This is a genomic window from Deinococcus sp., assembly GCF_018260555.1.
Lineage (GTDB): Bacteria > Deinococcota > Deinococci > Deinococcales > Deinococcaceae > Deinococcus.
This window is the reverse complement of the sequence record NZ_JAGLBB010000044.1, coordinates 13,671-28,416: the sequence shown is the minus strand read 5'-3', so window position 1 is coordinate 28,416 and position 14,746 is coordinate 13,671. Positions and strand designations below refer to the sequence as shown.

At 70.7% G+C, this 14,746-nt stretch carries 10 protein-coding genes and 1 tRNA gene; 5 read left to right on the top strand and 6 right to left on the bottom strand.

The window, feature by feature from the left end:
* From QZ271_RS09735 to QZ271_RS09715, 5 genes are all read right to left on the bottom strand, one after another.
* Positions 1-1,108, bottom strand: a 1,108-nt coding sequence (locus tag QZ271_RS09735) for a CinA family nicotinamide mononucleotide deamidase-related protein (RefSeq protein WP_291430939.1), incomplete at its 3' end; no start/stop codon positions are given.
* A gap of 318 nt (positions 1,109-1,426) precedes the next feature.
* On the bottom strand, positions 1,427-1,708 hold the full coding sequence (locus tag QZ271_RS09730; RefSeq protein ID WP_367114354.1) for a four-helix bundle copper-binding protein: 282 nt from the start codon (positions 1,706-1,708) through the stop codon (positions 1,427-1,429).
* Positions 1,709-1,724: 16 nt separating this feature from the next.
* Positions 1,725-1,862 carry a hypothetical protein gene (locus QZ271_RS09725; RefSeq protein WP_291430935.1) on the bottom strand — a complete coding sequence of 46 codons (138 nt, stop codon included), beginning with the start codon at positions 1,860-1,862 and terminating at the stop codon, positions 1,725-1,727.
* A 351-nt stretch (positions 1,863-2,213) separates the two neighbouring features.
* Complete coding sequence (gene ilvA, locus QZ271_RS09720; protein ID WP_291430941.1) at positions 2,214-3,731, bottom strand: threonine ammonia-lyase, biosynthetic; 1,518 nt, start codon at positions 3,729-3,731, stop codon at positions 2,214-2,216.
* A gap of 528 nt (positions 3,732-4,259) precedes the next feature.
* Positions 4,260-5,480, bottom strand: a complete 1,221-nt coding sequence (locus QZ271_RS09715; RefSeq protein ID WP_291430933.1) for an FAD-dependent oxidoreductase — start codon at positions 5,478-5,480, stop codon at positions 4,260-4,262.
* Positions 5,481-5,668: 188 nt separating this feature from the next.
* On the opposite strand from QZ271_RS09715, the gene QZ271_RS09710 reads away from it, so the two are divergent.
* From QZ271_RS09710 to QZ271_RS09700, 3 genes are read left to right on the top strand one after another with little or no spacing between them, the layout of a single operon-like run.
* Positions 5,669-7,090 (top strand): SpoIID/LytB domain-containing protein, encoded by a 1,422-nt coding sequence (locus tag QZ271_RS09710; RefSeq protein ID WP_291430931.1) that lies wholly within the window; start codon positions 5,669-5,671, stop codon positions 7,088-7,090.
* Positions 7,091-7,097: 7 nt separating this feature from the next.
* Positions 7,098-9,836, top strand: coding sequence for a hypothetical protein (locus QZ271_RS09705; RefSeq protein WP_291430929.1), 2,739 nt, complete (start codon positions 7,098-7,100; stop codon positions 9,834-9,836).
* A 23-nt stretch (positions 9,837-9,859) separates the two neighbouring features.
* Positions 9,860-10,942, top strand: a complete 1,083-nt coding sequence (locus QZ271_RS09700) for a hypothetical protein (protein ID WP_291430927.1) — start codon at positions 9,860-9,862, stop codon at positions 10,940-10,942.
* Positions 10,943-11,018: 76 nt separating this feature from the next.
* On the opposite strand, the gene QZ271_RS09695 is transcribed toward QZ271_RS09700, so the two are convergent.
* On the bottom strand, positions 11,019-12,068 hold the full coding sequence (locus QZ271_RS09695) for a serine hydrolase (protein WP_291430925.1): 1,050 nt from the start codon (positions 12,066-12,068) through the stop codon (positions 11,019-11,021).
* Positions 12,069-12,298: 230 nt separating this feature from the next.
* Between QZ271_RS09695 and QZ271_RS09690 the strand changes: the two genes are divergently transcribed.
* Positions 12,299-12,374 (top strand) — tRNA-Asp (locus QZ271_RS09690).
* Positions 12,375-12,699: 325 nt separating this feature from the next.
* A complete protein-coding gene (gene speA / locus QZ271_RS09685; RefSeq protein WP_291430923.1) occupies positions 12,700-14,607 on the top strand; it encodes a biosynthetic arginine decarboxylase in 1,908 nt (635 codons plus the stop codon).
* Positions 14,608-14,746 lie beyond the last annotated feature (139 nt).

The following is a 14,746-nucleotide window of genomic DNA, read 5'->3' as shown; positions in this document are numbered from 1 at the left end:
CGCCCCCGGCCTGCGGGACGTTCACGGCCGCGAACGCCTGCCCGGCCCGGTCGCCCGTGGTCGCCACGACCACCGCGAGGCCCACGTCGGCCCCCAGGTGTTCGCGCGCCCCGGCGGCCAGTTCGCGGGCGGCCTGCTCGCTGACCAGTCCGGCGCCGCGCAGCGTGACGGGCGTCAGGCCCAGCGTGATCAGCCGCGCGTGATCCTGCGTGACGGCGGCGTCCAGGAAGCCCGGCTGGTCGCCCAGCAGGGTGCAGAGCGTTCCGGCGCTTCCGGCCTCGATCACGCCCAGCGTGAGGGTGCCCAGCGCGCCCTGCGCGGCCCCGGCCAGGGTCTGGTCGTCCTCGCCCCAGGTCCAGCGGGCCAGCAGTTCGCGCACCCGCTGCCGAGCCGGGTGCAGCAGCGCCGCCGCCTGATCGCGGTCCGGGGCGCTGGCGGCCACGCGCACGTCCACGCCGGTCGCGCGGGCGTACGTGGCGACGCTGGGGTTCGCCTGCCGGGTCAGGTCGCCCAGCAGTTCGGCGACCGTGCCCTCGCCGACACCCTGCGTGTGAATGGTGGTGTGTTCCAGCGCCGCCCCGGACAGCGGCAGGCGCGGCAGCACCTGCTCGCGCCACATGCGCTGCATCTCGCGGGGCGGGCCGGGCAGCGCGACCAGCAGTTTCGGAGTGCCGCTGCGCCCGGTCCGCACGAACCAGCCGGGCGCGGTGCCGACCGGGTTGGGAAGAGCTTCGGCGCTGGGAATCAGCCACGCCTGCTTGCGGTTGATTTCAGGCATGGAGCGCCCGCGCGATTCGAACAGGCCGCGCAGGTGCGCGAGCTGGGCGGGGTCCTCGGTGGGAGTCTCGTTCAGGGCGGCGGCGATGGCCTCGCGGGTCAGGTCGTCGTCGGTGGGGCCCAGGCCGCCGCCCAGGATGACCAGGTCCGCGCGGTTCAGGGCCGTGCCGATGGCGTCGGTCAGGCGGGGCAGGTTGTCTCCGAGCACGGTCTTGCGGTGCAGGGTGACGCCGCGCGTCCCGAGTTCACGGGCGAGGAACGCGGCGTTACTGTCGACGATCTCGCCGAACAGCAGCTCCGTGCCCACGCTGATAATTTCTGCTAGAAGCATAACAACCTCGGCGCAGTATAGGCCAAAGCGAAACGTACGTCCAGTGAATCACCAGACGTACGCACGAGCACAGGGAGCATCATACGGACTCCGATTGAATCGGCTGCAAAGACCATACAATCCGGGCGGACTCGCAGAGCTTCGCAGAAGAGCGAGTAGGAGAAAAGCGGCCCTCCGGACGTGGAGTTGGCAACCCGGTGCCCCCCCGGGTTGTCAACGAAACAAACGGCAGTCCGTATCATCTCGTTAGTTTACCCTCAGGCCATAACCGGCCCCGGCCCCCTCACAGCAGCCCTCGCGACCTCGAAAAGACCCCGTTCAGGCCGCCAGTTTCCGGCAGGCTTCCTCGCAGCGGCGGCACGCCTCGGCGCAACGCTGGCAGTGATCGTGATGGTGCTGAGCGCACTCGGCCGCACACGCCGCGCACGCCTCGGCGCACAGCGCGCACGCCTGCGCGTGCAGATCGCTGCCACGCATCAGCAGCCGGGCCGTCATGGCACACACGTCCGCGCAGTCCCGGTCCAGTCGGATGCAGCCGCGCATCATATCGATATGCGGCTCGGACAGGCACGCCGTCGCGCACTCCTCGCACGCCGCCACGCACGCCAGACACGCATCAATGCACTCCTGAATCGTAACTGCTCAGCACGATAAACACGGCAAAAAACGCTTGTTCCCGTTTTGTATGAGCATAATATTTACTGCAAATCTGCCTTGGACGAACCAATTCGCCCATATCGGCAATTTCAGTCATTTGAAAGCAGCTTCTTAGCAATTTATAGGGCTGAATTCAGATTCTGAGCAATTTACCCTGCTGAGCAGTTACCCTGAATCAACTGTTTGTCCATGCCCAAGCGTGGCACACCCCGCCCCCGGACGGGTAGGACGAAACTTCAGACTGGATTGATCCCGCGCAGAGCGGGCGTTCATCCGCCCGGCACCCCGGCAGGCTGTTCTCCACGCCCTCGTCGTACACGGGTTGCGCCCCCCACGCCTCTCATACGGACTCCGTTCCTCGCCTGCTCGCTGCGCGGCGCAGCTCCCCGAGTCCGTTCGGGTTGAGCGGTTTTGTGAGCTATTGAACCGGAGTCCGTATCGGGCGGCGTCAGGTGAGGAACAGCCGGTACGCCGGGTTGGCCGTCATGTCCACCGCCGGGTACCCCACCCCCGCCAGGAACGCCGCGAACGCCGCCTCATCCCCGAGCGGCACCTGAAGCCCCGCCAGCACCCGCCCATGCGCCGACCCGTGATTCCGGTAGTGGAACAGACTGATGTTCCAGCGCCCGTGCAGGTGCGTCAGGAACTCCAGCAGCGCCCCCGGCCGCTCCGGGAACGTGAACGAGTACACCCGCTCATCCGTCGCCTCGGGCGCCCGGCCCCCCACCATGTGCCGCACGTGGACCTTGGCCAGCTCATCCTCCGTCAGGTCGGTTACCGCGTACCCCAACTCCACCAACCCCGCCACCAGTTCCGCCCGCTGCCCCGGCCGCGCCAGTTGCACGCCCACGAAAATCCGGGCCTGTTCACGCGGCGCGAAGCGGTAGTTGAACTCCGTGATCGACCGCGCCCCCAGCGCCTCGATGAACTCCCGGTACGCTCCCGGCCGCTCCGGAATCGTGACCGCCAGAATCGCCTCCCGCTGCTCGCCGACCTCGGCGCGCTCCGCGACGTGCCGCAGCCGGTCGAAATTCACGTTCGCGCCGCACGTCAGGCCCACCAGCGTCTCGCCCTGCACGCCCCGCTCGGCCACGTACTTCTTCAGGCCCGCCACCGCCAGCGCCCCCGCCGGTTCCATCACGGCCCGCGTGTCGTCGAACACGTCCTTGATCGCCGCGCACACCTCATCCGTGTTCACCCGCACCCAGTCATCCACGTACCGGCGCGTCAGGTCGAACGTGAACGCCCCCACCTGCTTGACCGCCACGCCATCCACGAAAATCCCCACCGTGTCCAGCCGCACCCGCTCCCCGGCCTGCAACGACTGGAACATCGCGTCACTGTCATCCGGCTCCACACCCACCACCCGGATATCCGGCCGCAGCGCCTTCAGAACCCCCGCCACCCCCGCAATCAGACCGCCGCCACCCACCGGCACGAACACCGTCAGCGGCCCGTCCACCTCCAGTTGACGCAGCAACTCCAGCGCCACCGTCCCCTGACCCGCCAGCACCAGCGGATCATCGTACGGATGCACGAACGTCAGGCCCCTTTCGCGCTGCAACTCGAACGCCCGCGCCTCCGCGTCACTGAACGAATCACCGAACAGCACCACCTCTGCGCCACGCGCCCGGCACGCACTCACCTTGATCTCCGGCGTCGTTGCCGGCATCACGATCACCGACCGCACCCCCAACCGTTCCGCCGCGAACGCCACCCCCTGCGCGTGATTCCCCGCCGACGCACAGATCACCCCCCGCGCCCGCTCCTCCGGCGTCAGCTGAGCCATCTTGTTGTAAGCGCCCCGCAACTTGAACGAAAAGATCGGTTGCAGATCCTCCCGCTTCAGCAGCACCCGGTTGCCCAGCCGCGCACTCAGCGACGGCGTCTCACTGACCGGCGTCTCGATGGCCGCGCCGTACACCTTGCTCGTCAGCGCCAGCCGCAGCACATCCATCGCGTCCATCTCACCCGGTTTGAACTCCCTGACCTGCACCACGAATCACCCCTTATCTCAGTCCGAACGAAAGAAAAACCCCCACCAGCAACAGGTGGGGGACGTGTGGCAGCGCGCAGGCCGTCAGGCGTTCACCCCTGACCAGCCCGTAATTCGCGCCGCTCTCATGGGCGACAGCTTAGGCCCAGCGGCGGTGGGCGGGTGGGGAAGGGGTAGACAACAGGGGGGCGCCTTCCCGTGCGCTGCCCCACCCCCCAGCCCCCTCCCTCAGAGGGGCAGGGGGAGCAGCGTTGCACTGGGCAGGTATTTCGCGGGCTTGCATGGCGGGTAATGGGCGGGTTCGGCCACGCCTCACACGCCATCCTTCGCTCTCGCGCCGTGCGCCCCGCGCGCTGCGCGCACGACGGGCTTGGTGGCTACGACGGTCACGGGCGAATCTGTCTTGGCTCCCCTTTAAGGGGAGCTGTCAGCGAAGCTGACTGAGGGGTCCTGCGAAGCAGATGTGTTGCCCTGAGTAGCAGCCGCCCTTCCCCCTCTCTACGTCCCTGCGAGGTGCTGTGCCAGTTGCTGCGCGAGTTCCTGCGCCGTGTGGGGGCCGAGGGTGTCGGCGTGCGGGCCGCCCAGGAGGAGGGTGGTATGGGGGTCGAGGGGCTCATGGATGGGTGGGGCGTGGGGGTCGCCGTGCGGGAGGGCCGCCCAGCTACCGGGAATGTCGCTGAGGCTGCGGCCCAGGTGCAGCCCCGGCGTGGCCAGGACGGGGAGGGCGTCCATGAGGGCCACGAGGTCTTCGAGGGTTTCGCGGCGCAGGCCGGTGGGAACGCCGGTCAGGTGACCGCCGGTAGGGGCGTACCCGTGCGGGTCGCGGTGGTGCGTGGCGGGGTGCAGGGTGTACGCGCCGTGCTGGGGGTTCAGGGTCAGTCCGGCGGCGTGCAGGGTGGGGCTGGTGGAGGTGCTGGGGGCGTTCAGGTGCGGGGTCTGCCGGTAGGCGCGGGCGTGGCGGGTGTGAATGCCCAGGAGCTGTTCGGCCTGCGTGGGGGCGTCGGCGCCGGTGGCGAGGATGACGTGCCGGGCGCGCAGGGTGTGGGTTTCGTGCGTGATGATCTGGTGGGTGTTGGTGACGGTCAGGCGTTCGGCCGTGACCACTCCGGAGGGGTGGGGCGCGGCGCGGGTGTTGAGCATCAGGTGGGCGCCGGCGCGGATGGCGGTCTGAGCGGCGTTCAGCGCGAGCGTGCCGGGGCGGTAGGCCAGGGCGTGCGGGTCGGTCGTGGCGTGCGTGAGCACGCCGGGGTCGAGCAGGGCGAGGCTGTCCGGGTGGTCCCGCAGCGCGTCTGCCACGGGCACGCTGCCGGGAGCGGGGTGGGTGTGCAGGGTGATGTAGGGGCGGGGGGTCGGCTGGCCGAACGCCTCGATCAGGGCGCGGCTGGCGTGTGCCGCGGGGTGGTGGTCGGGGCCAAGGTGGGCGGTGGTCCACAGGCCGGGCGCGAGGATGGTGTGGCCTTCCTCGTTGGGCAGGCCGCCCTGTTCGACCAGCAGCAGGCGTGCGTGGGGCGCGGCGCGCGTCAGGGCCAGTGTCAGGAGGCTTCCCATACGGCCCGCGCCGATCACGATGAAGTCGTAGTGCGTGCCGTCCGGGCGGGCGGCGGGCGGCGTGAACGGCTGACCGACGTGGGCCCAGACCTGGCCGGGGGCGGGCTGCTCGGACGCAGGTTGCGCAGACACAGGTGGCTGGGACGCGGGTGGCTGGGACGCGGGGGTCATGCCCGGCATGATGGCGTGGCGGCGGGGTGCGGCGGGTAGGATGTGCGTTCACGTCGCGTCCACCTTGGGCCTTTCAGCCTCCGCAGCTTGCCGTTGCCCCGCCCGCACGGCGCTGGGCTGTCGGGACAGCGGCTCTCACGGTTCTGTCAGGCGCGTGCTGGGCGGCGTGGGTATACTGGGCCCCGATCATGCGTTCATGCCTGCGTTTCGGCGCTTTCTTGCTGTGTGCGGCGTTGCTGGGGCTGGGCAGCGCGTCCGCCCTGAATGTTCGCGTGCTGGTGGCCGCCGCGCCGCAACTGACCGTGCGGGTGCCGTCCTCACCGGCCGCCGGGACGGGTGGGCCGGGGTCGCTCCCGGGCGGGCTGCCTCCCACCACCTTGAGCCCTGCCGAGCTCACCCCCGCCACGCTCACCCCTGCCGCGCTGCCCACGCAGGCCTGGACGGTGGGTGTGTCCAGGTCGGGCGCGGCAGCGCAACTGACCCTGAACGGCCAGCCGACCGGCAGCGTCACGCTGTACCTGCCGCCCGGCGCGGGCCGTACGGTCGAGATTGCCGGGACCACCTACCGGGGCGGCGTGCAGCTGCGCATCGAGCGGGACGGCGTGCAGGGCATCAACGTGGTGGACGTCGAGGAGTACCTGCGGGCCGTGGTGCCGGCCGAGATGCCCGCGTCGTGGCCGTCGGCGGCGTTGCAGGCGCAGGCGGTGATCGCGCGGACGTACGTGTCAGCCCGCATCAACCCGGCCGCGCCGTACGACACCTGCGCCACCGAAAGTTGCCAGGTGTACCCGGGCGTCAAGGCCGAGAAGCCCGCCACGGACGCCGCCGTGACAGCCACGCGCGCGCAGGTCGTGGCCTTCAGTGGTCGGGCGGCCAGCACGTACTTCAGCAGTGATTCCGGCGGGTTCACGGCCTCCAGCGCTGAAGTATGGGGCAGCGAGGTGCCGTACCTGACCGCCCGCGCCGATCCGTTCTCGGCCGGGGGGCCGCGCGCCAGCTGGCAGGTCACGGTGCCGCTTGCCCGGGTGCAGGCGGTCGCGGCGCGGTACGGCGCGAAGACGGGCGCGCTGACGAGCGTGACCGTCACGCGCCTGAGCGCGTCGGGCCGCCCGACCGAGATCATGCTGGTCGGCGCGGCGGGCGCCGCGAAACTCAGCGGCGCGAACGCCGGGGGCTTCGTGCGTTCCCTGGGCGCGGCGGGCACGCGCGTGACCCTGGCGGGCCTGAACCCCCTGGTCATCACGGGCAGCGGCGCGGGGCACGGCGTGGGCCTCTCGCAGTACGGGGCGCTGGGGCTGGCGCGCGCCGGGTACGACCACCTGCACGTGCTGGGCTTCTACTACCCGGGCACGGTGCTGGGCACCCTGACCGGCACGCGGCCCATCACCCTGCCCGGCGAGCGGCCCGTGCTGGCGATGGGCGCGGCACTGCCCATCCCAAATCTGCCCATCCCAAATCTGCCCATCCCGCATCTGGCCGCCCCGCATCTGCCCACCCCGCATCTGCCCACCCCGCATCTGCCCACCCCGCATCTGGCCGCCCCACACCTGCCTGCCCAGCCCAGCGCTGCCCCGGCCCTGGCGACGGCGCCGTGGACACCCCCCCAGTGAGCTGCCCGTGACGACGCGCCGGGGTGGTCGGGTGCGGGCCGCGCTGCTGGGCCTGGGCCTGCTGGGTGGGCTGCTGGGCGGCGCGCAGGCCCGCACGGTGAAGATCGTCTCGGCCGACACGCTGGAACTGCGGCAGGTGGACGATCAGGAACTCGTGATCATCACGGGCGAGGTCGAACTGCGCGTGGATGACGACGTGGTCCGCGCGCGGCGTGTGGAATTCAACCGCACGCGCCGCACCCTGACCCTGATCGGCGCGGCCACTTACCGCAGCGCCCGGGACGGCCAGAACCTCAGCGGTGAGAACCTGGTCGTGGAACTCGGGCAGGAGCAGGTGACGGGCGAGGACGTGCTGATCAGCGACTCGCAACTGGAAATTCGCGGTCAGGAAATAGAGCGCATTCCGGGGCAACTGCGCGCCACGGGCGGGTACTTCACGACCTGCGCGCGCTGCGGCCGCACGCCGAACGATTTCGCGTTCCGCGCCGAGCGGCTGCTGCTGTACCCGGGCGACCGGCTGGTCGCGTACCGCGCGCAAGTGCTGCTGGCCGACGTGCCCGTGCTGTTCCTGCCGGTGCTGGTCGTGCCCCTGAACGACCGCGAACGCCAGCCGCGCCTGGAAGTCGGGCAGGACGCCGTGGACGGCTACACCGTGCAGGCCGACCTGCCGTTCAGTATCGGGGACAGCACGCTGGGCACCACGCTGCTGCGCTTCTACCAGAACCGCGACCCCAGCCTGGGCCTGGGCGTGAGCCTGCGCTCGTACGCGCCGCTGGCGTGGGTGGACCGCGTGAACCTGTACGCCCTGGCAAACCCCCGCCCGGTGGGCAGGGGCGGCTACGACGCCGACCTGAACTTCGGGGTGCGGGGCCGCGTGCCCCTGGAACTGGCGCTGCGCGACCTGGAGTACACACTGGGCGTTACCCGCAGCGACATCGGGCGCAGCGACACCGACCCGCAGCGGGGCGTCACGAACGTCACCTTCGGCGCCCGGGTGGACTACCCGCTGTTCACGGCAGAGTTCAGTTACGTCAACCGGTTCGGCCCCGAGCCCACCACGGCCCTGGGCACGCCCCTGAAACTCCCGGAAGTCACGGTGGACCCCAAGATGTACACCAACGGCAACCTCAGCGCGGATTTTCGCGTGAGTGCCGGGCGCTACACCGGGGCCAGCAACCCGCTGTCGCGCAGCGCGTCGGCGCAGGGCGTGAACATCACCACCGAACGCCTCGAGGAGCAGCACAGCCTCGCGTACACCTCCAGACCCTGGGAGAACGCGGACCTGAGCCTCAGCAACACCTTCACCGGCCGGTACTACGGCACGGGCGCTCGCACCGTGCAGCTGAACTTTGGGGCGACCCTCACGCAGCGGTTCAATACCACCAACACGTTCAGCGTGGGTCTGGGGTACCTGCGCACCGAGGGCACCAGCCCCCTGGCCTTCGACGCGCTGTACGGCCGGACCCTCAGCGCCCCGCTGAGCGTCACGCTGTCCACCGTGCCCGTGCCGGACGTGACGTTCGGCGTGTCGTACAGCCACGACCTGTTCCTGAAGGCCGGGCAGCCGCCCGCCTCGTTCACACTGAACGTGAACCGCAGTCCCCTGAGCCTGAACGCCAGCAGCACGGTGGACCTGTCTGCCCGCGAACTGAAGACCTTCTCGTACTCCGCGACCCTCAGCAACACCACGGGGAACGCCACGGGGAACGCCACGGGGAACGCTGCGCTGGTCCCGGCAGGCACGGCCGGCCGCGTGAAGGCCGCGCCGCGCCCGCAGTGGCCGTCCACCCTGGCCCTGAGCGCGCAGGGCGGCTACGACCAGGGGACCGGGCTGCAACCCTTCACGGTGAGCGCAACGGTCAGCGGCGACGTGCGCACCAACAACTTCACCGTCAGCGTCACTCACAATGTCAGCACCCCGGTCATCAACGAGGCCCGCCTGACTTACTCGCTTTCGCGTACCAGCGACACCGTCCTGAATCCCCTGACCCTCAGCGGCACCGAGCGCCTGCTGCCGCCCAGCGGGCAGCTGATCGGGGACGCCAGCCTGACCTGGCGGGGCCGCTACCGCCTGAGCACCGCGCACAGCCTGTCCCTGACCCGCCCGCCCGGCGCGACCAGTAGCGGCACCCTGAGCGTCAGCGCCGGCACCGTGCAGGGGGGCGCCACCAACTGGAACGTCACGTACGGCGGCGCGTACGACCTGCTGCGCGGCGGGTTCACGCGGCCCACCCTGAGCGGCAGCCTGGGGACCACCCGCCCCGGCCAGAGCCTCGCGCTGGGCGCAACCCTGAACACGCCCGGCCTGGACCAGCCGCGCACCGAACTGACCCGCGCCAGCCTGGACGCCTCCTGGCAGTTCGGGAGCCGCGCCGCCCTGTCGGGCCGGGGCACATACGCCCGCACCCGCAGCGGCGCCTTCCCGGACGACCGCGCCACCGACACCCTGACCCTGGACCCCCTGCGGCTCAGCGTGGGCCTGGGCCGCAACGGTCAGCCGCCCGGCGCGTACCTGAGCGGCAGCCTGCGCCAGACGTTCACCTGGGTGGACGGGGTGCGGCAGAACCCCGCGCCGCTCTCCCCGGTGCTGGGCCTGACCATCGACCGCTGCTGCTGGGCGCTGCAGGCCGAGGCGGACCTGGGCCTGCGCCGCTACCGGCTGGCCGTGGGCCTGCCCGGGCAGTCGTTCTACCCGCTGTTCGACCTGACCGGCGACGGCCTGAACGTGCCCCTCATCAACCCCTGACCCCACCCCCACGAGGTACTTCCATGCCGACCCACCGTTCCGCCCGCTCAGCCCGCGTCCCGCTGGCCGCCCTGCTGGCCCTACCCCTGCTGCTGGCCGCCTGCACCGGCACCGAAGAAACCGGCGTGCCCCTGCGCCTGATCCTGCTGACCGACGGCGGCTCGGTCCTGCGCGCGGTCACGCCGTCCGGCGGCGCTGCCGTGACCGTCACCGAGGACGCCCGCGAGTCCGTCACGGGCGGCGTGAACGTCAGCACGCCCACCGGCGGGCAGCGCGTCACCCTGACCCGCGCGGCCGGCACCGAGAGCCGCGCCGCCGACCTGAGCGACCCGCGCGCCTACCCGGACCCCGCCTACACGCCGCGCTGCACCGTGCGAGCCGCGCAGAACGCCGCGCGTGACCGCCTGCTGATCCTCAGCGACTGCGGCGGCGTGCAGAACCTCGCCATGTACCTGAACGCCGCGCTGCAATGGACGGCGGCGCTGCCAGCCGCCCTGCAACCCGCGCCCGGCAGCGACACGCCGCCCACCCGCGTGGCCGTGCAGGGCGACCTGGGGGTCGTGGCCCGCGCCCGCCTGGGCGGAGGCAGCGAGGTCCTGCGCGCCGCGCCCGCCCGCACCGGCGACGCGGTGGCCGAGGTCAGCCTGCCCGTCGCGGCGCCCGCCATCCGTGACCTTGCCACCTACGGCGGGCAGCTCATCGCCGCGACCGACAGCGGCATTCAGCGCCTGACCAGCAGCGGCGTGCCGGACAGCACCACGACCTTCAGCGCCTTCGGGAACGTCCGCTACGACCGCCTCTGGAGCGGCGCTGGCGGTCAGAACCTGCTGGCCGCGTGGCGCGACAACGCCCTGTCCGGCGCGTCCAGCGAGCCCCTGCGCCTCTGGAACGGCCAGAGTGCCGCCGCCGCCGCCACCATCGAGAACGTCGCGGGCCTGCGCGACCTGACCATCGCCCCCGACGGCTACCTGTACGCCCTGAGCGCTGGCAGCCTACGCCGCCACGACACGCTCCTGGGGCTGCAAAGCGGCAACTGGCGCAGCGCCACCCTGCCCACCGCCATCAACGACGCCCGCAGCGTCACCTGGGTCGTGCCCACGCCCTGAAGAGCGGCTGAAGAGCGGCGGCCGGCGGCGCGGACCCCGCCGGACCCCGGCTGCCTCCAGGACGCTGTCATGCGCTTCACTCCAGTGCCCGCAGCAGCAGGCGGCTCACCTGGGCGCGGCGGCCCAGTAGCGGCTCTCCGCCGCGCGCCAGGATGGCCAGTACCGCGCCGCTCTGCGCGTGAAAGGCCAGTCCGCTGCGGGTGTGGCGGGCCACGCCGTCATGCCAGCGCAGCGGGCCGCGTGCCAGCCACCCGGCGCTGACCTGGGTGCCCGCTGGGAGTCCCGGCGGGCGCGCCGTGTCCTGCCACGCGCCCAGCGGTCCCGTGGGCGCGGCCGTGCCAGGCAGGTGCGCCTGCGCGAAGCTCAGCAGGGCGTCCGGGGTGGCGAACAGGCCGCCCGCCCCGGCCAGAGGCCCGAACGCCGTGTGCGGAGCGTGCGCGGCCGCCCGCCGGGGCGCCAGGCTGACGTCCAGGTTCAGTGGGCCGGTCACGTGGCGGCGCAGCGCCCGCCCGTACCCGTCGGCGCTGCATTCCTCACCGGCGGCGGCGGCGCAGGCCAGCGCCAGGGCACCCACGCCCAGGTTCGAGTACACGAAGCGGCCCGGCATGCCCGCCCAGCGGCGCACGCTGCCCAGCACGGCCCGCGCGTCCATGCCGCCGTACGGGTCGTGGTAGCGGGTCAGGGCTGTCAGGGCCGCGCGGGCCGGGTGGGGGGGGAGGCCCGCCGTGTGCGTCGCCAGTCGCCACGCCGTCACCGTGCGCGGCACGCCCCGCAGCGGCCCGCCCAGCGCCGAGAGGGGCGCGTGCCATTCCAGCCGCCCGCTGCTGACCAGCGCGGCGGCCAGCGCCCCCGTGAACGGTTTACTCACGCTGGCCAATTCCCAGCGGTTCAGTTCCCAGCGGTCCAGCTCCCACGGGTCCAGTACCGAGTCGTGCGGGTCATGCTGGACCGGTGGGAACGCGGGTAAGCCCAGGGCCGTCACCACGCGCGCCTCACCGCGCGCCGCTGCGATCACGCCCCCGCGCGGCAGGGCGGCGCGCAGCAGGGGCCGCAGGGCACCCAGGTCGCGCCCCAGCACGTCACCCACCCCGCGCAGGGCGGCCCGGTGGGGGTCACGGCGGAACATGGTCCCAGAGTAGCCCGCCGGTCGTGTGGGGGACAGGGCTGCCCGGATGAGCGGGCCGCTGCCATTCCCGGGGGCGGTCGAGCGGCCTGCAACAACCGTTTCCGCGTTCGTACCAGACTGGTCGCTGCCCGTCGTGCGTCCGGTGCGGCGCTCCCGGCGGGTATTCAGAGGCCCGTCAAGGCGCCGCCCTCTTGACTTCCGGGCCCGTGACCCTTAACCTCTGCTCCGCTGGTCCGGTAGTGTAGCGGTTAGCATATCTGCCTGTCACGCAGAAGGTCGCGGGTTCAAATCCCGTCCGGACCGCCAGCCAGAAGGGAGCGAGGTGAAAGCCTCCGCTCCCTTCTCCGTTTGATACACGGACTGCGGTTCAGGGGTCTGCACCCCCCTACCATCCGGGCAGGCGCGCTGCGCTGCCTGCTGCGGCTGGCCCGCGCGGCGCCGCCTACCCGCGCGGTCGCCCGCCGGGGATTCATGAAGTGACAGATGACATCCGCGCCACCACGTTTGCCGTATCATGCGCCCGGTTTCGCACGGCGTCCGTGAGTGCTGCCCGGCCACCCGTTCCCCGGGCGCGCAGCACCTCCGAACCCCGCGCACGGCGAGCCTATCCACCCGGAGGAGGACGCCCTCAATGACGACACCCAGCATATTTTCCACCACCGACGCCGCCGAGCTGTACCAGGTTCCCAACTGGTCCGGCGGCTGGTTCCGCGTCTCCGACAAGGGGCAGGTCGAAGTGACGCCCAGCCCCGGCCTGCACGCCCCGCTGCGCGCCATCGTGGACGAGATCGTGGACCGCGGCGAGAGCCTGCCGGTGATCCTGCGCTTCCCGCAGGTCATCACAGGCCGCGTCAAGCACCTGAACGAGTCCTTCCAGGCCGCCATTCAGGAGTACGGGTACACTGGGCACTACCAGGGCGTGTTCCCCATCAAGGTCAACCAGCGCCGCATGGTCGTCGAGAGTGTCGCCGCCGCCGGCTACGACTACGCGCACGGCCTGGAGGCCGGCAGCAAGGCCGAACTGGCGCTGTGCCTCGCGCAGAAGATGCACCCCGACGCGCTGCTGTGCTGCAACGGCTTCAAGGACGACGGTTTTATCAAGCTGGCGCTGTGGGGCCGGACGCTCGGCAAGAACGTGGTTATCACCATCGAGAAGTACAGCGAACTCGACCGGATTCTCAAGCAGGCCAAGGCGCTCGGCGTTCGCCCGGCCATGGGGGTGCGCTTCAAGCTGCACGCGCGCGGCTCGGGGCAGTGGGAGGAGAGCGGCGGTGATCAGGCGAAGTTCGGCCTGAACGCCTACGAACTGCTGCGCGTCGTTGATCGCCTGCGCGAAGAGGACATGCTGGACACGCTGGTCATGCTGCACACCCACATCGGGTCGCAGATCACCGACATCCGCCGCGTGAAAGTGGCTGTGCGTGAGGCCACCCAGACGTACGCCGGCCTGATCGCCGCCGGCGCGCAACTGAAGTACCTGAACGTGGGCGGCGGCCTGGGCGTCGATTACGACGGCAGCAAGACCACCTTCTACGCCAGCATGAACTACACGGTCCGCGAGTACGCCGCCGACATCGTGTACACCGTGCAGGAAGTCTGCAAGGCCCGTGGCGTGCCCGAACCCGTGATCGTCAGTGAATCCGGCCGCGCACTCACCGCGCACCACGCCGTGCTGATCATGCCGGTCGTGGACGTGACCGGCCCCACCCGCGACCTCGAAGACCTCGCCCCGGCTGTCGAGACCAGCCACCAGATCGTCAAGGACATGGAAGACATCCTGTCGAACATCACGGCCCGCAACTACCGCGAGTCGTACAACGACGCCGTGGGCGACAAGCAGACGCTGCACAACCTGTTCGACCTGGGCTACGTCACCCTGACTGACCGGGCGCGCGGGGAGGCGCTGTTCAACGCCATCCTGCGCAAGATCGCCAAACTCATCCAGAACGAGAAGTACGTGCCGGACGAACTGGAGGACCTGCAAAAAGTCCTGGCTGACAAGTTTATCTGCAATTTCAGCCTGTTCCAGAGCCTGCCGGACAACTGGGCCATTCAGGCGCTGTTCCCGATTGTGCCCCTGGACCGCCTGAACGAGAAACCCACCCGTCAGGCGACCATCGTGGATATCACATGCGACAGCGACGGCAAGATCGAGAAGTTCATCGACCTGCGCGACGTGAAAGCCACCCTGCCGCTGCACGAACCCGGCGACCGACCCTACTACCTGGGCGTGTTCCTGATGGGCGCGTATCAGGACGTGCTGGGCAGCTCGCACAACCTGTTCGGCAAGGTCAGCGAGGCCCATGTGACGGTGCGGCCCGGCGGGAAGTACCACATCGACCTGTTTGTGCGCGGCCAGAAGGCGCGGCGCATGATCGAGTCCATGGGCTACGAGGAACCCATGCTGCGCGACGCCATCGAGGACCAGGCCGACGACGCCATCAAGGCCCAGACCCTGACCGGCGAGCAGGAACGCGAACTGCTCGAAGACTACGGCGAGGAACTGCTGGGCTACACCTACCTGGAGTACGAGAACTGATCCGGACCTGGGTGTTGTGATGGGCGCCGCCCGCTCCATCCGAGGGGACAGACTGGGCTGCGTCGCAGAGCGGGCGGGAGAGAAGCAGGTTGCGGGCGTAGGGTAAACGGCTCGGCGGTGTGACTTTCTGGGGGCCGCC

What these genes read in the sequence shown, in the direction of transcription:
- QZ271_RS09695 (WP_291430925.1), bottom strand. Translation starts at nt 12,068, where the DNA reads ATGTTCCGCCGTGACCCCCACCGGGCCGCCCTGCGCGGGGTGGGTGAC.
- QZ271_RS09715 (WP_291430933.1), bottom strand. Translation starts at nt 5,480, where the DNA reads ATGACCCCCGCGTCCCAGCCACCCGCGTCCCAGCCACCTGTGTCTGCG.
- QZ271_RS09725 (WP_291430935.1), bottom strand. Translation starts at nt 1,862, where the DNA reads ATGACTGAAATTGCCGATATGGGCGAATTGGTTCGTCCAAGGCAGATT.
- ilvA (WP_291430941.1), bottom strand. Translation starts at nt 3,731, where the DNA reads ATGGACGCGATGGATGTGCTGCGGCTGGCGCTGACGAGCAAGGTGTAC.
- speA (WP_291430923.1), top strand. Translation starts at nt 12,700, where the DNA reads ATGACGACACCCAGCATATTTTCCACCACCGACGCCGCCGAGCTGTAC.
- QZ271_RS09710 (WP_291430931.1), top strand. Translation starts at nt 5,669, where the DNA reads ATGCGTTCATGCCTGCGTTTCGGCGCTTTCTTGCTGTGTGCGGCGTTG.
- QZ271_RS09700 (WP_291430927.1), top strand. Translation starts at nt 9,860, where the DNA reads ATGCCGACCCACCGTTCCGCCCGCTCAGCCCGCGTCCCGCTGGCCGCC.